Source organism: Syntrophomonas palmitatica JCM 14374 (assembly GCF_001311885.1).
Taxonomy (GTDB): domain Bacteria; phylum Bacillota; class Syntrophomonadia; order Syntrophomonadales; family Syntrophomonadaceae; genus Syntrophomonas_A; species Syntrophomonas_A palmitatica.
In genome coordinates, this window is sequence record NZ_BBCE01000012.1 from 1 (window position 1) to 21,604 (window position 21,604).

General features: G+C 44.4%; 16 protein-coding genes. 2 read left to right on the forward strand and 14 right to left on the reverse strand.

Features of this window, described 5'->3' with window-relative positions; all coding sequences use genetic code 11:
* Nucleotides 1–149 (reverse strand): AAA family ATPase (locus tag JCM14374_RS13105; RefSeq protein WP_157049033.1); only part of this gene is annotated, 149 nt, incomplete at its 3' end.
* 470 nt (nt 150–619) lie between these two features.
* Nucleotides 620–784 (reverse strand): hypothetical protein, encoded by a 165-nt coding sequence (locus JCM14374_RS13510; protein ID WP_172674189.1) that lies wholly within the window; start codon nt 782–784, stop codon nt 620–622.
* Nucleotides 785–922: 138 nt separating this feature from the next.
* Between JCM14374_RS13510 and JCM14374_RS07930 the strand changes: the two genes are divergently transcribed.
* The gene (locus tag JCM14374_RS07930; protein WP_054695787.1) at nt 923–1,129 is read left to right on the forward strand and encodes a hypothetical protein; all 207 of its coding nucleotides are present in this window, start codon (nt 923–925) and stop codon (nt 1,127–1,129) included.
* 477 nt (nt 1,130–1,606) lie between these two features.
* Here JCM14374_RS07930 and JCM14374_RS07935 read toward each other — a convergent pair whose 3' ends face one another.
* The 9 genes from JCM14374_RS07935 to JCM14374_RS07970 all read right to left on the reverse strand — a co-directional run bounded on the left by JCM14374_RS07935 (nt 1,607) and on the right by JCM14374_RS07970 (nt 16,979).
* Nucleotides 1,607–2,485, reverse strand: a complete 879-nt coding sequence (locus JCM14374_RS07935) for an ATP-dependent DNA helicase (protein WP_054695790.1) — start codon at nt 2,483–2,485, stop codon at nt 1,607–1,609.
* A 32-nt stretch (nt 2,486–2,517) separates the two neighbouring features.
* Nucleotides 2,518–5,301: an ATP-dependent DNA helicase gene (locus JCM14374_RS07940; RefSeq protein ID WP_054695794.1), complete on the reverse strand. Its 2,784-nt coding sequence runs from the start codon at nt 5,299–5,301 to the stop codon at nt 2,518–2,520.
* A 48-nt stretch (nt 5,302–5,349) separates the two neighbouring features.
* On the reverse strand, nt 5,350–5,739 hold the full coding sequence (locus tag JCM14374_RS14595) for a restriction endonuclease (protein WP_278279257.1): 390 nt from the start codon (nt 5,737–5,739) through the stop codon (nt 5,350–5,352).
* A gap of 195 nt (nt 5,740–5,934) precedes the next feature.
* Complete coding sequence (locus JCM14374_RS07945; RefSeq protein WP_242848890.1) at nt 5,935–8,472, reverse strand: DEAD/DEAH box helicase family protein; 2,538 nt, start codon at nt 8,470–8,472, stop codon at nt 5,935–5,937.
* Nucleotides 8,473–10,407 (reverse strand): site-specific DNA-methyltransferase, encoded by a 1,935-nt coding sequence (locus JCM14374_RS07950; protein WP_054695797.1) that lies wholly within the window; start codon nt 10,405–10,407, stop codon nt 8,473–8,475. It lies immediately after the preceding gene.
* The gene (locus JCM14374_RS07955; protein WP_054695800.1) at nt 10,400–11,017 is read right to left on the reverse strand and encodes a DUF4391 domain-containing protein; all 618 of its coding nucleotides are present in this window, start codon (nt 11,015–11,017) and stop codon (nt 10,400–10,402) included. The genes JCM14374_RS07950 and JCM14374_RS07955 overlap by 8 nt, the downstream gene beginning before the upstream one ends.
* 10 nt (nt 11,018–11,027) lie before the next feature.
* Nucleotides 11,028–14,258: a helicase-related protein gene (locus JCM14374_RS07960; protein ID WP_054695802.1), complete on the reverse strand. Its 3,231-nt coding sequence runs from the start codon at nt 14,256–14,258 to the stop codon at nt 11,028–11,030.
* Nucleotides 14,259–14,963: 705 nt separating this feature from the next.
* Nucleotides 14,964–16,277: a class I SAM-dependent RNA methyltransferase gene (locus JCM14374_RS07965; RefSeq protein ID WP_054695805.1), complete on the reverse strand. Its 1,314-nt coding sequence runs from the start codon at nt 16,275–16,277 to the stop codon at nt 14,964–14,966.
* Between the two features lie 108 nt (nt 16,278–16,385).
* Nucleotides 16,386–16,979, reverse strand: a complete 594-nt coding sequence (locus JCM14374_RS07970; protein ID WP_054695808.1) for an indolepyruvate oxidoreductase subunit beta — start codon at nt 16,977–16,979, stop codon at nt 16,386–16,388.
* A 190-nt stretch (nt 16,980–17,169) separates the two neighbouring features.
* Here JCM14374_RS07970 and JCM14374_RS07975 point away from each other — a divergent pair, with 190 nt between their 5' ends.
* Nucleotides 17,170–17,565, forward strand: a complete 396-nt coding sequence (locus tag JCM14374_RS07975; RefSeq protein WP_054695810.1) for a bacteriohemerythrin — start codon at nt 17,170–17,172, stop codon at nt 17,563–17,565.
* Nucleotides 17,566–17,582: 17 nt separating this feature from the next.
* Here JCM14374_RS07975 and JCM14374_RS07980 read toward each other — a convergent pair whose 3' ends face one another.
* The 3 genes from JCM14374_RS07980 to yyaC all read right to left on the reverse strand — a co-directional run bounded on the left by JCM14374_RS07980 (nt 17,583) and on the right by yyaC (nt 21,599).
* Nucleotides 17,583–18,902, reverse strand: coding sequence for an HD-GYP domain-containing protein (locus tag JCM14374_RS07980; protein WP_054695813.1), 1,320 nt, complete (start codon nt 18,900–18,902; stop codon nt 17,583–17,585).
* Between the two features lie 210 nt (nt 18,903–19,112).
* A complete protein-coding gene (gene iorA / locus JCM14374_RS07985) occupies nt 19,113–20,849 on the reverse strand; it encodes an indolepyruvate ferredoxin oxidoreductase subunit alpha (protein WP_054695816.1) in 1,737 nt (578 codons plus the stop codon).
* A 174-nt stretch (nt 20,850–21,023) separates the two neighbouring features.
* A complete protein-coding gene (gene yyaC / locus JCM14374_RS07990) occupies nt 21,024–21,599 on the reverse strand; it encodes a spore protease YyaC (protein ID WP_157049035.1) in 576 nt (191 codons plus the stop codon).
* Between the last annotated feature and the right edge of the window lie 5 nt (nt 21,600–21,604).

Sequence of the window (21,604 nt, forward strand, 5' to 3'; positions counted from 1 at the left end):
GATGTTTCGCCTAAAACAAGGTTTACAGCTTTAAGAATATTACTCTTGCCTGCGTTATTTTCGCCTACAAGGACACAGTAATTACCCGGTAAAAAATCAAGTTTCTTAATACTACGATAATTTTCAATATAAATCCGTGATATCTTCATTAAAGTGTCCTCTAATCTTTATATATAGTAACATCCAACCTGACCACACAACCCTGGCAACTCTTAAAAACATCTAAATCGACCACTCGGAAACCTCTGATATCTAACCTGACCACTCGCCAAGTGCCGACATCTAAATCGCTCTGTACGGGTCAAAATCATGCCATTCGACTTGTTTCCACGAAGCAATATTTTCACGATTTTGTTCATCGAATTATTTCCTTCATGCCTCAAAAAGCCCAGTATTACTAGGCTTTTCACACACTCATTATTTCACCCTTGACATCAATACTACCGTCTCAACGTGCGTTTCTGTGGCAATATGTCATCTCGCTGAAAAACAGCATAAACCCTTCATTTATACTGGTTTGATGTCAATTCTGACTTCTCAATAATTGATTTTCGATTAGGCTATTTCAGTTTATCGCCACTTTGTCTTCTTTTAATTCGTTTTATGGGAAAAGGGCGAATTAAAGCGATCGAGCCTGTTTTAATCCTAGAAGAACAAAAATTATTCCCAATATCGTAAAGGCAGAATTTTTACTTTGCCAATCCAGCAGATAACTAAGCGCATTTAAAGACAATAATGTGAAACCAATAATAAACATTGCATATCCTTGGATTTTCTTATTCACATCCATTTCCCTCCAGTAATCAGCCACGATAACACCTCTGTAATTATATATCTTTGTAAAATTGGGATTGTCTCCACTTAAACTTGATGTTACTGGTTTGTAGAGCTAATATGTGGTACTACCAAAGGAGGTATCGCCATGAATAGCAACAAACCGGTATTACACATATCAATTTATTACCGCGGCAGTTCCAAATCGAAAATTAAGTTGAAGAAGCAATTATCCGCATACACCAAGAGATTATTGAGTAACCCATGGAAACCCTCCGTAGATATATGCCTGGATACCTTTGATGAACAAGAAGAAAAACAAATCCTCCAGGAATTAACATTATTTCACCCTTGACATCAACACCACCGTTTCAACGTGGAACGATAGCCTCGTTTCGATGTCTAGAGTGTATTTTTGCATTTTCTCGTATCAGGAAATACGTTAACACCGTTTTTTTGATTTTGCTCGTTCAAGGGAATATGTCCACGGGATAAGGTTGAGAGGTCAATTTGGATATTTTACATTTTATGGAATGGCTCAAACCGTTCGTATTGATGTCTTGAGTGTATTTTTACATATTTCCGTCTAAGGAAACACGTCCACTAAATCTGGCCGTTCAAGGAAATAATTCATACAATATCCTGAGTGGTCAATTTAGATGTTTTTTATGGTATAAAATAGAACGATAGTTTCATCTTGATGTCTGGTCTGTAATTTGTTAATTTTCCATTCTCGGGAATGGGTCGATTTAGCCATCTTATGATAAGTCGTGTAGGCAACAATTCCAGAAAATAAAGTTTAAAAACTCATAGTTTCATAGTCTGCTCCCTGCTAAAGCAAATACTGTTTTATCAGATTCCTAATTGCCTGGGAATCAATACTGCCGTTTTCATTATCATAGGACACAATCAGATTTTTACCCTCAACAATGCCATGCTTCTCATAAAGAGCACGCTTTGCTTCCCAGCGACTACGGTAATTATCATCGTTCATCATACCGCAGTGTTCCCAATAGAACACTGTACCGCTTTCCGCATCTTCAATGGTGAAGTCAGGGATTTTTATACCATCATCGCCTAGAGAGAGTTCTTTTTCATAGGCATAGTCAATTTTGCTGTCAAACAACGCATCTGCAATGATAACTTCTGATTTTGAACGGACAAGCTCGCCACGAGCAGTCTTGTGAATAAGCCCTGCTTCATAATAATTTTTCTTATACTCTACAATTTCAGGCTTCTCAAAGAGATTTGTAAACCTCCGTGCAACATCCGAGAATGCCATTGACGAATAATTTCGAAGATGATATGCCTCACTATTGTAGAAAATTATAAGCCGCGTTTTTTGCCGTGTTATGGCAGTATACAGCAGTTCCTTTGAGAGCAGAGCGCTCGGCTCACTTATTACAAGTATAACCTTGTCAAATTCACTTCCTTGTGCTTTATGAACTGTCAGCGCATAGGCGAGTTCCAAGTCAGATATTCCTTCATCACTTACACGTGAAGCCCAGTTGTAACAGTAATCAGGTTGTGAACTAAAACGCACTTGATGCGTGTTAGCCTTAGCTTTGGGTTTCTGCCAAATCCGCTCAACTATACCGACTTCGCCATTTGCAACATAATTTTGACAGCCTTCTTTGGGGTAGCCGTCTTTGTTCTGATTACGAACGTTGATTACTTTATCCCCAAAAACAATTCCATCGGTGCCGAGCATATGTTTTGTACTTTGCTTTCTATAAGCGCTTTTTAAATTATTTCCCGTACGTACCGATGTTGGATATATCGATTAATTGTAGATGTACCAATCTTAGGGTCATTTCGATATGCTGAAAGAATTTGCCATTTTTCAATCATCTGTGGCTTGCTGCCAAAATTCATCCACTCGCCGTTTATTACGCCGCCTAATGATAAGTCAAATCCATCAATATCATCAATATTCTTCATTTCAGTTTCCTCAGCGACCATTTCGAGAATGAGTTGTTGCAGTTCATCTGGCGTTTTCCATGGTTTAAATTTAATATTTTCACTGCAGAGGTTCGCCTGTAACTTAGAAAATATCTCACTATCCAACTCGGCATCTGAGTTCGAATACCATTCAGCGAGAATCGTATCAAACCTAGGTGAACCGTCATCATTCTGTTGCCTGCGGGTAACGGTAAGCTCACCATAGCTCTTGCCCACACGGGGGAAAACGGGTATGTTTTTCTTTAAATGGTTCACAAGATCAACGAATGGTCGCCCTGCCCCAATCGGCGGTAATTGATTTGGGTCACCGACGAAGATAATTCGCTGTGCTTTCCTCAATGCCTGTAAAAGTGCACCAAACATGTCCTCGGTCAGCATTGAACACTCATCGATAATAACTGTATTGGGAACATCTTTTGCATCAATTTCAGATAGCCGATATCGCATCGTATTGAAGTCAAACCGTCCATTCTGAATGAGAAACTGTGCTACAGTTTTTGCTTCAAAGTTCACGCCCTGCTGCTGCATCGCTTGGCTCATTCTCACTCTGGCCTTCCCTGTCGGGGCAAGCAACAATACACCACCGTTTTGAATCTGCGGCGATTTGCACAATAATGCCAGCAACGTTGTTTTACCCGTTCCTGCACCGCCTATAAGGACAGAAAGCCGTGCTTCGGCAAGCTCTTTCAGGACAGCCGCCTTTTCCTGCCGTGCCCGTTTTTCGGAATCAGTGAGTTTAGAATCTTTAAAGGCATCGTTGACTATTTTATCCCAATTCTCTGAAATCTGATGCCTATTCGGTGTATTTACTCGTTTGTTTACTGCTTGGCGAATCACATCGTCAAACTCCTGCATTCTGACGAGTTGATAGGCTATACCGCCGTTTTTCATTTCAATAGGTACGAATTCTGCATTAAAGAAATTTGTTAAACTGTTCATAATATCCCCGCTGACCGAACAATATGGATCAAGCGGCAGTTCATTTATATCAACTATCAATTTGTTTTGAGGATAAACTGTATGGCCGTTATCTGTCTGACGCTCCAATATGCTCACAGCAATAGCGCGAATTCTGCGTTCATCATTTTTTGCATGGATATAGGATGGTTCAGGAAGCGGGTCTATAATCTGAATTTCCTGCGGAGGAAATACAGCCATATCCACATTACGGAGGGGTATTTGAAACTCTGGCTCAAGAAGCCTGGTTTTTTCATAAATAATGTAAGGGTTTTCAAGCATTTCAGCATCGGAGCAGTCAATTGCAACCTCCCTGTAACGTTCACGTCCCTTATAATCCGTGTAATAATAACCTCTATTAAAAAGGACAAGCGCCTGTTCTAATGTTAAGGAAAAGCGCGACAAAAGCCAAAATAAAGCTTTACGCTCTCCTTTTAGACCAATAAAGGTGTTTTGCTCTGTTTTATTGATAGACTCGGCAACCTCAGTGGAAAGATATTTCTTCGGCTTGGCGATTGCCTGTTCAAGCATTGCTATAAAGCTTTCTCCTTCGGACAACGTGCTTTTAACTTCCTCCGCAATCAATATCCCATACTTGAAGCCCATGGCGTAGAGCATAATGCCCGCACCAGGGAAGGCTCCACGATCTTTCCATACCTCTGCAAGTCTGGCGTTTGCCCAGGCTATGCACTCGTCCCAATTTCCCGGTATACACTGCTTGACAATCCCCAACACCTTAATGGTCTGCAATAAAACGCTTATCACCGCGTCATAGGACAGATGTTCCGTAGCATAGGAAAATTCATCGAAGTAATCGTCCTCTGCAAATACAGTTACAGAACGCATATCAAAGTCAGGATTTTGTTCAGCATATGCCATCATTTCCCTGTAAGGCAGCAGAAACCCGTCCTTGCGCTCGTCGCGTATACTATGCCCAATCATTGTTTCCCAAAGTATGGAACGCAGCTTACCCTCATTGGTATGCCTGTGTTCTGGAGGCGGGGTGATACTCTCAACGAAGCCAATGCCCATTACAACGCGCTTTGCATCCTCAATAAATGGTACTTGTTTTGCATAAAGAATAACAAGTGACTTTCGCGGCGTAACATTCTTATAGAATGTATCAAATATGGCACGCTGGTTCATCGCGTCTTGTACCCAGTTAGTTTGGAAACCTAAATTGGGCTCACGATTATGGTCATATGCAATGTTATACATTTCCGACAACCGGATTATGTTATCGGCATTGTTCCCTTTATGAAGCATTGTCCACCCGAATGGGCGGGCAGGCAATGAGAACGGTGGATATATAAGCTCCGTTTCAAGAAAATGTCCATGCGTCTGCGGGTTGTTCTTCTTATATGGGTGAATAGTTGTTTTTTTATAGCTTATGGAGGACATAAATGCCCCTCCCTCGGAAATACAAGGAAGCTCAGCCTCGTGTCCGCTCATCGGGCATCCGGCAAGCTTGGATTCGATCTCATCGTCTCTGTTTTCAGCAATGTTTGCAAGCCGCAAACATGAGTTGTTATAACACGGCTTGTCACAGACTAAGCCGTTATAACCGTTGTCCTTCCATGGTATACGTACCGAAATGTGCTGTGCCATTTTCGTCCCCCCAATGAATTCCGCACGCTTTTTGTGTGCTTTTAAAAACTAAAGCGTCTCCATCACCTGAAGCAAGGTCTGGTAGCTGTCCACATCATGGTATTTCACGCCGCTCGTGGAGATCTCATTGAACAGCTTCTTGGCGCATGAAATTTTAGCTTTTTCAATTTCATCGGTACGACTCATTTGACCGAATTTTGTGGATTGCATACTTCCTTTTGTTTCAGCAATAAAGAAGATATGCTTCACCGAACCCTTCTTAAATGAAATCGCCCAGTCCGGGGAGTAATTTCCCACGGGCGTTGGAATGTAGAACCCACGAGGCCCCCTGGGCAGTTTGGCATAGACAATTACTTCGTCGGCGGTATCCAGGTCTTGGGCAAACTTTCGCTCGACGCTGTCAGCTGCCGTTCCGTCTGTGAAAACGTAATCCTGTATAGCGTGTTTGGCCTTAAACGCTTGGCATACTCGTCGGAGGCACGGCTCATATTAAAGATGTCCTGCGAGTATGGCTCCTCAGCGCTGGGTGTATAAGTAATATGCTCCACCACAACCGATGCTTTTTGACGGTTGATGATTCCTGCAACTTTGGTAATAAACTCCTCTGGGTTTTCTCGAAACAGCCATAGTTTTTCACGTAAAATACCGCTCAGAATCGCTGTAACTGTCCGGCGCGTAAGTGTGTACCTTCGGCAATTTTGCTATAAGGTCATACTCAGCAAAGCTGCCCTGCGCACGATCAAGTTTTTTGGTTTCGGTATGCTCCACATTGAAATCTGTGCCGATCTGTTCGCCTTTGGTCAAGGTGTATGACAAGCGGACAACCCGCAGTTCGCTATTTATGGCGGCAATGGACTTTTCAATGAGTTCTGCGCTATCAAATTCTACAGTGTAAGCATACTTCTTGTTGATGCGTTCCCACAAATCTTTGAAGTCCTTCCAGTTTTCATTTAGCGGATTGTCCCTGACCTTGGTTTCGTGACCGTTCCCTGCCATTTGTTTGAGGATGCTCGGATCAAATATAGCTTGAACAAGCTTGTGAATATTATCTGCAAGCGGAGCCAGTTCTGTTTTTAGCGGTGCCAAGCTGCCAGCTTCGACGGCGGCACGATAGGTATCTGTGACCACTCCGTTATCGTCAACATAATCGTTACGGACAAGGTAGTTGTACACTGCCGTTGCCTCTGATTCCGTAATCGTATGCATATTTTCGCCAACTTGAATGATCTTTCCAGTGAAATATTCAACACTTGCCTTCGTCGGACGTTCGTAAAGGTCGGACTTGATCTCACTTTGCAAATCGGCGATGAATCCTGTATAGCTTTCACTGGCGACTACTGTCAGAACATTTACGCCGTGGACATAGCTTTCACCGCAGGTATCAATATCCTGCCGTTCGCCGTTGATGTTTACACACAGGCGCAGACCGCGGCCAACCTCCTGCCGTTTTGCCGTGGTGTTGTCAGAGTGCTTCAAGGTGCAAATTTGGAATACGTTGGGGTTGTCCCAACCCTCACGCAGCGCTGAGTGCGAGAATATGAACCTGGTTGGTTCTTCAAAAGAGAGCAAACGTTCCTTGTTTTTGAGGATAAGCTCATAGGCAGAAATATCATCCGAAAACTCGCTTCCGCGCTTGACGGTGCTGTTCACAGCTCGTCCTTTTTTGTCTATCGAAAAGTAACCGCGATGGGTTTCAGAGGTATCGATTCCTCGCAAGTAGGCTTGATACGCTGTAGGAAACAACGTCATCCGTTCATTAAGCGCAGCGGTATACTCCTCTTCAAAAATGCGCCCATATTCACCGAGGATTTCCTCCCCATCTTCGCCATAGTGTCGGTATTTAGCCACCTCGTCAATGAAAAAGAGAGACAGGCACTTTATACCTTGCTCGAACAGCTTCTCTTCTTTGTCAAAATGCGAAGATATGGTTTCGCGGATTTGGATGCGCCGGATATCATCCTCGTTGACATTGCCGCTGGCTTCACCTGCTGCCAAGCTATCGCCGTTGGAGAATGTAACTACAGATCTTATCGGGTCTACCTCTGCAACAGAGATTCCTTTGTATTCCTCTAAGCCCTTTGATGCTGCATAAAGGCTGTCACCCACGCCTAGGATTTGAATTTCACGTTTAATCCCACTATTACGTTTTACTTCGAACTCCAAGCGGACACGTGGCGGTTTCTTGCGGTCAATAACGATATCCGCAAGGTACATATACCTGTTTGTACCGCTCAGGTTCTTAAGCTCAAAACCCTTGACCTCAATTTTCTTGACGAGTTTCTTTCTGAAAGCGTCAAGTGCATCAAGTACATAAACAAGGTTGTGTGAGGTCTTATGTGTAGCTGAGTAATTCAGCGAAAACAGGGGATTAAAGTTTTTCTTCAACGCATTCTGGGTTGCCGAACCGCCCATTTTCTGCGGCTCATCCAGAATAATAATTGGTCGGTTAGCCTTGATAACATCAATGGGACGACGGGAACCGAACTCGTCACGCTTGGTGTAGATAATGCGGGCGGCCTCATTGCCGCTTCGGCCCGGGGCATTCTTAGTCTCATTCATTGTCGTATTGAATGCCTGGGTGTTGATTATCATGACATTAATACCCGAGTTCTGCGAAAACTCATCAAGCTGGTGGAGATTCGAGGAATTATATACGAAGAACCGAGCCTTAAGGCCGTACAACTCCATAAAGTGTTCCTGTGTAATCTCAAAGGTTTTTTTGACGCCCTCGCGGATGGCAATGCTCGGTACGACCACAATGAATTTGCTCCACCCATATGCCTTGTGAAGTTCAAACATTGTTTTTATGTAGACGTAGGTTTTGCCTGTGCCGGTTTCCATTTCCACGTCAAGCGAAACAGCACCGAGCCCTTGAACAAGCTCACTGGAAAGCTTAATATTATTTGCCATCTGAACATCACGGATATTTTTGAGAAGCTGTTCCCTGGTTAACTCCACCTCTGTATTGCGGTAAGCAGTCTCAAACTCTTCCATGGTTTGCTCTGTTTTATCTTCAAACATCGATTCCTGTGCTGGTCTCGGCTTGGGCTTGGTCGTGCCCACGTCGCGGCGATATTTGGATACACCGTAATTCGGCTGTCCGGCAAATACCTTGACTACACTTTCCGCAGCCTCTGTCTGGAAAGGCTGTATTTTAAACTGAAATTTCATCTACAGCACCCTCCTTATCGTGTTCGGGCTGTAGGTGGAGAACACTTGCTCGAAGTTCACCATTGCGCTGTCATTAATGAAACTGCTGTCACGGAACACGGCGTAGTACGGCTTTTTCTTTGCAATTTCCGTAATCAGATCAGTATCAACCCTGCCGAAGCAGGCAATCAGGTAGTTGTCGTTGACATAGAAGGTCTCGCCGTCCTGCCTGATTTTAGCCGAAAGCGGGATGCCGAGGTCTAGCATAACCTGGAAGAGCAGATCCTCCTCAGTTCGGTCAGGCTTGATGTTGTCCATGAAGCCCTCCAGGTTAAAGTTCATTTGTGCATATTCTTCGGGTGTGTAGTAAACGTCTTTCATATTGCTGCTGTCGAGTTTGAGGACTCGGAACCCGATATCCAGGTTCTCAATGCCGGACTTGTCCTTGTTTTCTTCCTTAATCTTCTTTCCAGCACGACGGATGCGTTCTTTGCCTATTTCACAAATAGTTTTGTATCCGGCTTTGGATGCTTCGCTTCCTTCGGGGCAGACTTCTGGTAGTTGTACCATAATAAATTTACGTTTGCCGCCATCCTCCGCGTTGAGTTGCATAACCGCGTGAGCGGTAGTTGCTGAGCCAGAGAAGAAATCGAGGATGATGCTGTCGTTCTTCGTTGCCAAATACACGCATCTTTTAAGTAGGGCGAGAGGCTTGGGGTGGTCAAAATAGGTGCTTCCAAATAGCGCCCTTATCTCACGCGTACCGTTTTCTGTACGCATTTCTGTTTCTGCCCAAATTGATTTAGCTTTTTGTGTTGTTATCCTTGCCTTTTCATATACATTCCATCTGCCATCGCTTTTCATTTTTGCCAATATCTGACTATTGTCTAGGTCGCCCAGTTTGATGTTTTCATTTGCCTTGAGCTTTCCCCAACGCCAAACACTTTCAGCACCTTGACTGTTGTATGGACGCACTTCGACCGAATATTCATCACTTTTGTCTAAACTCACAGCACAATAACCATCGGCAGTAGAAATATTCGGATTTACGTAAAATGCATAGAACAAATTAGGACGATTTCCACTATGGAATTTAGGATTCCTGTTTCTCAATTCACGATATTCAAAACCACCTAATGAATCGCTTTGAGTAAAATTAACATCTTTGGACAATTCATTTAGTTCCAAATTAGAATTTTTCGAGTACATAAGTAAGTATTCGTTTGTTATAGCTATCTGTTTGTAATCTCGTCCACCTGGATTGACAATTGGAATTATTGTCGCTTCAAAATTGGCTTCTCCAAATACCTCATTGCAAACTTTCTTCAAATTCTCTACTTCATTGTCATCAATGCTGATAAAAATCACGCCGTCGTCGGTTAATAAGTCTCTTGCCACACGTAAGCGAGGATAGATCATATTCAGCCAATCGGTATGAAACCGTCCGTTGCTATCAAGATTAGGCGTAAGACGATTGCCCTGCTCGTCATACTGCCCGTCGCGGCGCAAGAACTCACCTGTTTCTTCAGTAAAATCATCCTCGTAAATAAAATCTTTCCCCGTATTATACGGCGGGTCAATGTAGATCATCTTTACACGGTTCAGGTACGTCTCGCGGAGTAGTTTTAAGACGTCAAGATTGTCACCTTCTATGTAAAGATTCTCGGTGTTGTCAAAGTCAACGCTTTCCTCTCGGCATGGACGTAACGCCGCCGCAATGGGACCGTTGGCTAAAAGCACTGACTTTTTCTTGTCCGGCCAGGTAAACTGATAACGTTCTTCTTTGCTTGATACCACGTGTGTATTTATTTCCTGGACGAGTACATCCGCATCAATCGCCCGGACAACCACCCCATTTTCATCAATTGTTTCCGTGACGGCATTGGGGAACATAGAGGCTAGGGCAGTAAATTTTTCATCAGCGAGGTTAGGGGTACACATCTTTAGTTTATCCATTGGTGATTTCCTCCATTTCGTTTTTAAGCCTTTTCACTTCTTCAACCAGCTCCCACTTGCGGCGGGGCTGTTTTTCGTTCATCGCTATTTTCTCAAGCGCGGCAATTTGCTTGGCCAGTCTTTCGCGGCGTTCATTAGCTATGATGGTTTCATCTAAGCTTTTTCCCTCTGTGAGGTCAATGCCGCCGATTTCAGCGATAATGTTCTTCCATATTGCTCCGAGGTCGAGTCCGCGTAAGTTTAGTTTCCATTCATGAAGCGGTTTGCTCTCTGACACAAGAACGCGCTCAGTACGGTAAACGGCAAGACGCACTGTGTCCTCATATTGCAAGACAAATAGCATACGCTGGTCTATAAACCTTGACAGAAGGGCAATGTTCTTCTTGTCACATTCCGGAGTTTTCAGCGACACCAATATCAAGTATATCGCCGAAACATCCGGGCTTGCAGCAACCGCCAGGGTCTGTGGGGAAATCTCCGCTACGATTACCAAGCGGTTAATCTGTTCGTCAAACAGTTTGCGCTCGTCGGGCCTCGGCTTGAATCTATCGAAAATCGCTTTTTTCGGCAGAGGTTTTTTTATCTCTGTTGATCGCGGCAGTCCAAACAATTATGCCACCTCACTTCACGGTCAGGAAGCAGACCAGCTCAAAGTCGTCCAGACCGTCAATCGTATTTGCAGCCAGGGATATCTGTTTGCCGGAGAGAAAACTTTCGATGGAGTTGTCCTCATTCAAATCCACAATGGACTTCACGGCAAAGTACAGCAAGTCGGAGTAGTGCCGCATATTCCGGCCGTCTTTCGTTTCAGCGTTGAACTGGCTGCAAAGCTCCTGGTCCGGCACTGATTTACCCTTACATAGCCGTCTGAAAGCGTCGAGCAGTTTCTTCGGCTGCAGGTGGTCGATATGGATAACCGAACCATCGCGTACGTAAACCATATAAAACGGGTGAAGCTGGTTCTTGTTCTGCGGGTTGATGCCCGCATTGCGATTTTTTAATATGTATATTGTACCATCCGGCGCATCGTCGTTTCCTCTCACAACTGCATGAAGACCAAATGGGACTTTATCGAGGTTATCGTGGTTCTTGATGTATTCAAGCAGGTCGAGCCTGAACTCATTCAGACCCAAGTCCATAATCGAAACGCCGGATTGCATTTCTTCGATGTCTACGACCTCGTTCTGCAGGCGTTCAAGCTGCGCCTTTCGGTATTCCAGATCGCCCTGCTCCTCGGGGTCAATCGGGTTGTCGTCACCCGTTGACGTCATAACAGAGGCTTTCATACGGGTTTCAACGCGGCCTTTTAATTCCAGATACTTGTCCAAGTCAATATTAGGCCAAAAGTTCACCAGCTGAATCCTGCCGTTGTGGCTGCCGATACGGTCAATGCGCCCGAACCTCTGAATAATGCGAACGGGGTTCCAATGGATATCGTAGTTTACGCAGAAGTCGCAGTCCTGAAGGTTTTGCCCCTCTGATATACAGTCCGTAGCGAAAAGGATATCAATTTCCGTGTGGTTGTTGGGCATCAGTAAAGCTTTATCCTTTGATACTGGTGAAAAGAGTGTCAATATCGTGTTCATATCAATGTGCTTCAGCTTTGCTGTTGTCCTGCCTTCGGTTGTGCCGGTTACCATAGCCACATCAAGCCCAAACTTTTCTTTAACGAACGGCGCAACTTCACGATAGAGGTAATCTACAGTGTCAGAAAACGCCGAGAAGATCAGCAGCTTTTTATTGTCTGCATTAAACGGGTTTTGAACTTTCTCAGTTATCAGGTCAAGCAGCGTCTGTAGCTTTGTATCATGTTTGGGCGTGATGTCCTGGACCATCGTTGACAAAAGATCCAGAATATCCGAATCCTCGGATAATTTTTCACGCCATGAAACATAGTCCATATCAGCAAGATCAATATCTACCTTCTTGCCAATATTCTCAAAGAAATCCGTGTTGCGGTCGTCTCCGTCAAAATCACTCTCGGAAATTTCCTGTGTATTTATAATTTTTCTGCTTCCGCTTTCATAAGCGTCAATCGTATCGATGGTGCCGTCAATCAATCTCTTGACACGTTCAAGTGTAATGCGGAAGGAATAAACGGAACTCTCGAGACGCTTTAAGAGGTTGATGCACATTAAACGGCGGATACCATTTTCGCGCCCGGCACGGTCTATGTTAACACTCGGATCAATATATTTAGCCCGTCTGCTGTCGAGCAGGAAATCTGTTGGTACATATACAGCGAGGTTGAGCTTCATTAACAGATCGTAAATCTCATCGTAGTCAATCGCCGATGGCAGATCGGTCAGTTTCGGGCGAAGGGCGAGCGGTTTCATCCGTTCTGGGAACTTGCCAATTTCTTCAATGTTATAGTATTTCTCAATATGCTTTCGGGAACGGGCAATCGTCACGCTGTCAAGTAATGTAAAGAAATCAAAGTCGAGCGACCGAAGAAGGTTCTCGGTCGTGCGTTCTTCTGAGTCTAGTTTGCTCCATTTATTAAAAGCAGTTTGGGCGTTGCGAAAGATTACATCAACCGGCTTTACAGTGTCGAGTTTGTCATTTATGAGTGCAGCGTTGCCCTCATAAGCAAGTTCAAGCTGATGCCGCAGGTCGGAGAACCCATTGTTGACTGGCGTCGCAGAGAGCATCAATACTTTCGTCTTCACGCCTTTACGGATGACCTTGTTCAACAGGGTCAGATAACGGTTCTCGCGTTTGGCGTCACCACGCCCCGAATACATGCCGCCGTTGCGGAAATTATGCGATTCGTCTATTACTACAAGGTCGTAGTTGCTCCAGTTTAGTTTCGATAGGTCTATGTTCCCTGAAAAACCACGCTCTCGAGATAAATCGGTGTGATATAATGCGTCATATCGCAAGCGATCTGAAGCTATAGGATTGTTAAGATAGTTTTCCTTGAATGTTAGCCAGTTGTCACCCAGTTTCTTAGGGCATAGCACCAGCACGTTACGATTGCGGAGTTCGTAGTATTTTATCACGGCCAGGGCCGTAAATGTCTTACCTAAGCCGACACTGTCCGCAAGGATACACCCGTTGTATTTTTCGAGTTTGTTGATAATGGCAAGAGCCGCGTCTTTTTGAAAACTGTATAGTTTACTCCATATTTTAGTTTCCTTGAACCCTGTCGCCTCGTTCGGCATTACGTCCTCGCTGATGTCCTCAAGAAACTCGTTAAAAATATTGTAAATGGCTACAAAGTAAATGAATTCAGGCGAGTTCTCGTTGTAGGCGGCCGTGATGCCATCAATAACCTGTTCGGTTACATCCTGAAGTAGGTTCTTGTCATTCCATATCTGCTCAAATATCTTGACATACTCTCCAGCCAGCGGAGCGTCAATGCGGTTGACAAGGTTCATTATGTTGTTGCCTCGCTCGCACCCCAAGTCCGAAGTCGTGAAAGAGTTCAATGGCGAATAGGCTATTGCTTCATTGGGTTTGACGACACTGAGAAATCCATTCATCGCTCCGCCAGTTACGTTAGAGCGGAAGCGTACCTTTTTCCGAATCCAATCGGCGCACTCGCGGGCAATTGCTTTCTGAGTCAGTTCATTGCGGAGTTTAACTTCAAATTCCGTGCCATACAAAGATCGTTCGCGGTTAAGCCTAGGTATATAGAACTCACGCTTCTCCTTAGGTGCTGATTCTTTCAAGAAAGTCGGTGAGGTAAATACAAAGCGCAGCTCATCAATCCCATCAAGCTGTTCTTTGAGCGCTTGGTAAGCATATATTGAAAAGCAAGCGGCGGCTATCGATAATTTATCACCTTTTGATACCGTCGCCGCCAAGTCATCTTTTACGGTATTAGTCACGTTGTCGAGAATTTGCATATGTTTTCCCTCTTTTGCAAGGTTTTCATGGTTACTAACCCCTGCAATCTAATCTGCTTGCTAAATTATATCAGCTTCCATTAACGTTTTTCCACAATTCGTCATAAAAGGAATTATTGATTTTCAGCTTTTAGGCTTAGTAGACCGATTGTTCTCTTGATCACCCGGCCTAGATGTATCCATGTGGTGTATCACCTTTTCACACTCCTCCGGCCTCAAATTGCTAGCGGCGGCTCATTTAATCTCAACGCTCTTGCCACTTTCGACCCAAGCGTCTACCTCGGAAATTCTAAATGTGAACTGCTTGCCTACTCGATGGTACGGGATTACGCCTTTCTTAATCCAATAAGCCAGCATTGATGAAGAAGCCAGACTGCCTGGTAATAAGGGGTTAGGCATTTCTGCCTTGATTATTGGAGTACTGTTTAGGGTATTATCTTTAAGTTGTTCACCTACCTGAACTGAATTATCAATTGTATCCATGAATATAATTATATAGCGAAAATGAAGAATAATTAAGATATTTTAGTAAAATCGCATTTTATTGTATCTGAATTATATCTAGATAACCACTCGCCAAGCACTCTAAATCGCTCTGTAACTTATACAATCTAACTATTGGCCATGTTCCCGTGAAGTGAAAAGAATCACATTTTCCGATCTCTGATTTCAGCCGAAAACACATACAAGCTTTTTAGTTTTTTATTACTCAACTCTTGAAATCAATACTACACACTCCACATGGCTTGTCTGAGGGAACATGTCCAGGGGTTGAACTATGGAAGTTTGATAATCGTGGGATTTGAATATAGCCAGGTCGCGGGCCAGGGTAGCCGGATTGCAGGAGACATAGATTATGCGTGATGGCTGCATTGCTGCTACAGCGTCAATAACTGCTTTTTGACAACCGGCACGGGGCGGGTCCAGAACTACACCGTCGAAATGAACGTCTGATTCAGATTCGGCTTTATCATTCTTACCCGCAACAAGTAAAAACCCGCTTGGAGACCCTAATTTTCGTGTTAGGCGGGGCAGTATTTCCTCACATTTTCCAGCCATAAATTCGCAGTTGGTTATGCGGTTTCTTTCAGCATTATCCTTGGCATGATCTATTGCTGGACGGAAAATATCTATTCCCAAAACCAAACGGACTTGTTTAGCCAGGTGCAAAGCGATATTACCTAACCCACAATAACCGTCCAGGAGGATTTCATCCCCTCTTAAGTCCAAGTAAGATTCAACGAGTTTAATAAGTTTTTGGTTTTGCTCGTAATTTACCTGTTGAAAGTCTTGCGGACCTATGTGAAATATCAGGCCCTGACTATTTTCCTCAAGGTATGCAGGTCCGCAAATATGTTTGATTCCGGAACCGTATTCAACAAATACGGAGCTTTCAAGTTCACAAAGACTAGAAAATATCGACCTGGCAGGTTCCTTTTTCAGTCCGGTTAAAACCATCATTAACTGACCGTGAGCAGCTTCCCTGATGATAACTTGACCATGTTCAGAAAAACCTACTGAATTCAATAATGGCAACGCATTTTGCCCTAACTTTCGCATGGTTTCACTAACTAACAGACAGTCTTTTATTTCTATAAAATCATGGCTTTCCGATTTGTAGAATCCCAGGCGGTTGTCTTTTACCTGCCAGTTTACCTTATTGCGGTACCTAAAAACATGGGAGGCCCCTATTACAGGTTTAACCTCAATATCGATTCCGCCAATCCGCCGCAGGGCATCTTGGACTACGGTTCGTTTGAGTTTGAGTTGTTCTTCATAATCTACATGCTGGTAATCACAGCCCCCACAATCATAATAGTAAGGACAGGGAGGCTCAACCCGGTGAGGCGAGGCTTGCAGGATCTCCATCAGCTCAGCTCGGGCAAAACGGGCTTTATCTTCCACTATCTCAACTTCCACCTGTTCTCCTGGTAAAGCATAAGGCACAAAAACTACCTTGCCTTCGTTTCTGGCAACCCCTTCACCCGCATGATTAATACCTGCTATTGTACACTGCAATCATATACCCCCAGCAAAAAGCGGAGAGTCTATTCTCCCCGCTATTATTAGACGTTTATCAAATAAAAAAATTATAAGCAATCGGGTTTTGAATCGTTCCCCTGGTTACTAATTTGTGCCTACAAATACCTGGCTGCCTTTCTGAAAGGCCTTCAAATTTACCTCCAACGCTTTGGCAGGAACTATAGCCTCAATCGCTTTTTCTACCTCTTCAGCAGGCAACCCGATAGCCCCGGTGAGAACCCCTAACAGCACAACGTTTGCTGCACGCACATTCCCACATTCTACAGCGATATCAGTCGCATTAACAATAATGGTTTCAGGCATCATTTCTTTAATGCGGTCCGCAATCTCGACCGGGTATTTGGCTTTGCCGCTCATAACCGGCAGTGGGTCCACCCGATCATCATTTATTATCACCAGTCCGCCCGGTTTTAAATAATCCAGCCAGCGGGCTGCTTCGAGTTTTTCAAAAGCCAGAATGATATCGGCATCACCCTTGGAAATAATAGGAGAGTATATCTTTTCACCGTATCTCACCTGTGAAACCACACTGCCGCCGCGCTGGGCCATGCCGTGAACCTCAGAAACCTTAACATCATAACCCATCTGCACTGCGACCTGGGCCAGAACACGACTGGTCAGGAGAGTCCCCTGTCCTCCCACGCCTACAATCATAATGCTGGTAGTATTTTTACTCATCATTATCCTCCATTGTCATTCATATCCTATCGGTTTTTTACTGCGTCTCAAACTCTGTTTATTATTTAACCATAGCTGTGCGTCAATTTCAAAAGAAAATGTCAATAGCAAAACGATTCAAGTTTGCTGATTGACGCAGATATCCCTGATTTAGTATATTTTTATCAACTTGTAAATAGGGGGGATATGCATGATTGAATGGAAAACCGATTATAGTATCGGTGTAGATGAAATCGATGAGCAGCATAAGAAGTTGTTCGAGATCGCAAACCGCGCCTACATTCTCCTAAAAAATGAACTGATAACTGATAAGTATGACCAAATTACGGCTATTTTTGCAGAGCTTCTCGATTACACGGAATACCACTTTAGTTTTGAGGAAAAGTACATGACCAGTATAGGTTATAAGAAGTTCTTATCCCATAAAGTAATCCACGAAGATTTCGTTGAAAAGGTAAAAAACATTGACCTCAAACAGATTGATGAGGATCAGGATAAACATCTTATGGATATTTTAAATTTCATAGTTGATTGGATAAGTGAACATATCTTGGTTCAGGACAAAAATATAACCCGAAGTCAATAAATACATAAACAAACATCTTAAGCATCAGGGGAGCAAAGGTCAGGCGTCTTTACTCCCCTTTGATATTTTTTTGCAAACAGCGGGTTTATAATGTGATATTCTTGATTTGATATCCTTTGAGCTTCACAGCGGAAACAGTCAATTTCATCAAAATTCTGTTCCAGCAATTCTACGTATTCACGATTTAGGGCTCTTTCCTTCACCATTTGGTTAAGTACTGACGTGCTCTGCTGGCGTGACATAGCCTTACGGTAAGGCCGGTCTTCATTTAAAGCTGTATAAATATCGGCTACAGCCATTAATTGGGCGCCCGGGCTTATCTCTTTTTCTTTGAGACCAAAGGGATATCCTTTCCCATCAAGGCGCTCATGATGATGAGATGCCCATTGGTTTATTTGCCGGAATTCAGGGATTACAGCCAGTATATGATGTGTATAATACGCATGGGCTTTTATTATGGAGCGTTCATTCTTATCCAATACGTCATCCTTTTCCAAAATACCAACCGGTACAACCAATTTACCAATATCATGCAGGTATCCACCCATCAACATCATGGTACATTCCTCAGGATTAAAACCTGCTAAACGGGCCAAGGCGGCACTGGAGGCGGCAACTCCGCTAGAATGGTTGGCATTGAGCGGGCTGCGGAAATCTACCAATCGGGACAAGAATCGGCTAAAATCTATCAGGGCTTCTGCGCCCACTAAAATAGTCTCCCATTTGAACAACCCTTGCAGCACCTCATCGACACCGTTTGATGCACAATCCAGCCAGAAATAATCTTTGGCTGATATATCCATAAATGCGGCTACGTGTTCTGGACGGAACAGCGTGCCTTTTTGCCGGCTTATCCTTTCGCGCAGGTTTTTTTTATGTATTAGTATGTTAGTTTGATTGTTTATCAGTACAGCAGCCCGGTCGGCCAGATGTATTAAATGGCTTTCAGGCGGCACCGGTTCATCCATGATGCAGGCCCCTTCTCCATGATTCCATCTCCGGTGGTGGTGTTTAATTATGGGCGCCAATGAACGAAATGGTGTAAACGCTCCCAGGAACTGTGCTCCCAACTCAGCATGAACATGAACATAATCCTTTTCGAAACGCAATTGATCCAGGTTTTCTCCTAGAGATACCGCGCCTATATCGTGAAGAAACGCGGCCAAGGTAATCTTAATTATCTCATCTTCGCTATAACCGAGATGTTCTGCCAGCCTGAAGGCGATATAAGCCGCCTGATCATGATGACGTCCTATAGCCGGGCTGATCAATTTAGTGGCGACAGATATAGACTTAACAAGTTGGGGAAGACTGCTTCTAAAATCCTGAGACAACATTGTTATCCTCTCCTAACAGCTATATATACTATGATGAAAACGTTTTTTACAATATTTATAATAGGCAGAGATTATGAAGTTGGAAAGTTTTTATTCCAGCAAAACCTTTGGCGGGAGTACAATAAATTTATGCCTGCACCGCGCGCACCGAACAAAAAACGCAGCCGGATGGCCGCGTTTTATTAATATTGCCTGGTTACTAAATTTAGGTTAAACAACCTTTATGGCGTCCAGATTGCATACCTGAGCACAGAAGCCGCAGTCAACACATACGTTGGGGTTTATATACGCCATCTTTTCATCTTCAACAAAGTAGATACCCGTGCATCCGATGCGCAGGCATAGTTTGCAGCCTTTACACATCTCGGTGTCGACGTAATAACGCTTTTCGGATTTCCGTTTATCAATCAAAGCACAGGGACGTTTACTGATAATTACCGAAGGTTCACGCCGGTTAAGCTCTTCATCCAGGACTTTTTCGAACTCAGCCATATTAAGCGGGTCAACCACTCTGACATTCTTAATCCCGATGGCTTTTACCAGGGCCTCAATGTCCAGTTTGGCAGTCGGCTGCTGGGTTATGGTGTACCCGGTGGCCGGATGATCCTGGTGGCCGGTCATGGCAGTAGTGTCATTATCCAATATGAGCACGGTTGAAGTACCCTGATTATATACCACATCAATCAATGGGGTTATTCCGGAGTGAACAAAGGTAGAATCACCGATAACGGCTACTACTTGACTGGCGAATTCAGCTCCCCGGGCTTTTTCCATGCCCAGCGCCGTACCGATGCTGGCGCCCATGCAAATGCATGCATCCATGCCGTCTAGCGGGCTGAGCGCTCCCAGGGTGTAGCAGCCGATATCACCCATAGCGATAATTTTCTTTTTTTTGAGCATATAGAATACGCCGCGGTGGGGGCAGCCTGGACACATAAGGGGAGGCCGGGCAGGTATTTCCCGCTCCAATCCATATCCAACAGGCATAGGTTTGCCTCCCAGTTTATCCGCGATCATTTCCGGGCTATACTCACCCAGCAGCGTAAATATCTCCTTGCCTTCGGCTTTGATACCCCAGGATTTTACCTGTTCCTCAATAACCGGTTCCAGTTCTTCCACGATCACCAGCCTGTCCACATGAGCAGCAAAAGTGCGAATCAATTGTTCAGGCAGTGGATTGGTAAAACCAAGCTTGAGTACGGATGCTTCCGGCAGGGCTTCCTTCACATACTGGTAAACCACCCCGCTGGTTATAATGCCCAGGCTGAGATCACCCCATTCAATGCGGTTCAACGGGGTTTTCTCACTGTATTCTTTTAATTTCTGCATGCGTTTTTCAACTTCTACATGGCGGCCCCGGGCGAAACCTGGCAGCATTACGTATTTGGGCGCATCTTTCTTATATTCTTTCAATACGGCAGCCTGTGGTTCTCCCTCTTCCACCAATCCCTGAGAATGTGATAAACGGGTGGTTACGCGCAGCATCACCGGGGTGTCATACTCTTCACTGATATCAAAAGCCATCCTTGTAAAATCCTTGGCTTCCTGGCTGTCAGCAGGTTCCAGCACGGGCAGTTTGGCAAAACGTCCGTAACCCCGGTTATCCTGCTCATTCTGAGACGAATGCATACCAGGGTCATCGGCGGAGACCAGAACCAGCCCCCCGTTTACGCCGGTATAAGCAAAGGTATAGAGAGGGTCTGCCGCTACATTTACTCCGACATGCTTCATGGCAACCAGTGTGCGTGCCCCTCCTATGGAAGCTCCAGCGCCTACTTCCATGGCAACCTTTTCGTTCGGGGACCATTCAGCGTAAACCCCTGGGAAACGCGCAAAATTACTAACGATTTCCGTACTCGGTGTGCCGGGATAAGCAGCAGCCACACTGACGCCAGCTTCATAGGCTCCCCGGGCGATAGCTTCATTTCCTATCATCAGTTTTTTCACAAAAATCCTTTCCTCCTTCACCCGCATTTGCCAACAAAAAACCTCTCATCCGAAAAAGGAAGCGAGGCTTGACATTTCAAGCTAACTTACACGGTATAGACTTTTTCAGCCTGATAATAGCATAAGCCAGCCACATAGTAAACGATAAACGCTGACAAATACATGCAACGCAGATTAAGGCTCGCGATAATCCAATATTTTCGGATTATCGGCATCAAAAACACCTCTTTGCCGATACCAGGATACTATAACTGAACTTAACAGACAGGCCAGGTAATAAACCGGTTCGATGCTGCCATATTGCTGCGTGATTTTGCGTTTATCACGGGTGGTTCCCACCACAGCGGTTATGGATAGACGCCCGGCAGACGGCAGCTGCCGGGCTACAGCCAAACCCGGATGTAATGGTCCTTCCCGCAGTTTTATCATACCCATCTCTTCAATCCTACCCAGTGACGCATCTATGGCTATTTCATATCCACCCGGATATTCTCTCCTTATTTCAAACAGGCGCTGGTTAAGATTGCGGGCATGTAAAGGATGTCTCAAGCTGCCAAATATACGCGCCTCGGGAACCTGTTCCAATATCATGCTGCCGGTTAAAGGGCCAAAACAATCCAGAATATGCCGGTCGGAACCGATACATAAAAAAACCGGTTCTATATGAGCTTCAGAAATCACCTTGGTCAAAACCTGCAGCAAGGCAGTTTCAGCATCTGGTTCATTATAGTGTTTTGCTATTAACTGCATAACAT

Coding starts and splice junctions, on each gene's coding strand:
- JCM14374_RS07930 (WP_054695787.1), top strand. CDS start 923: ATGAATAGCAACAAACCGGTATTACACATATCAATTTATTACCGCGGC.
- JCM14374_RS07935 (WP_054695790.1), bottom strand. CDS start 2,485: ATGCTCGGCACCGATGGAATTGTTTTTGGGGATAAAGTAATCAACGTT.
- JCM14374_RS07940 (WP_054695794.1), bottom strand. CDS start 5,301: ATGGCACAGCACATTTCGGTACGTATACCATGGAAGGACAACGGTTAT.
- JCM14374_RS07945 (WP_242848890.1), bottom strand. CDS start 8,472: ATGAAATTTCAGTTTAAAATACAGCCTTTCCAGACAGAGGCTGCGGAA.
- JCM14374_RS07950 (WP_054695797.1), bottom strand. CDS start 10,407: ATGGATAAACTAAAGATGTGTACCCCTAACCTCGCTGATGAAAAATTT.
- JCM14374_RS07960 (WP_054695802.1), bottom strand. CDS start 14,258: ATGCAAATTCTCGACAACGTGACTAATACCGTAAAAGATGACTTGGCG.
- JCM14374_RS07970 (WP_054695808.1), bottom strand. CDS start 16,979: ATGAGTAAAAATACTACCAGCATTATGATTGTAGGCGTGGGAGGACAG.
- JCM14374_RS07975 (WP_054695810.1), top strand. CDS start 17,170: ATGATTGAATGGAAAACCGATTATAGTATCGGTGTAGATGAAATCGAT.
- JCM14374_RS07980 (WP_054695813.1), bottom strand. CDS start 18,902: ATGTTGTCTCAGGATTTTAGAAGCAGTCTTCCCCAACTTGTTAAGTCT.
- yyaC (WP_157049035.1), bottom strand. CDS start 21,599: ATGCAGTTAATAGCAAAACACTATAATGAACCAGATGCTGAAACTGCC.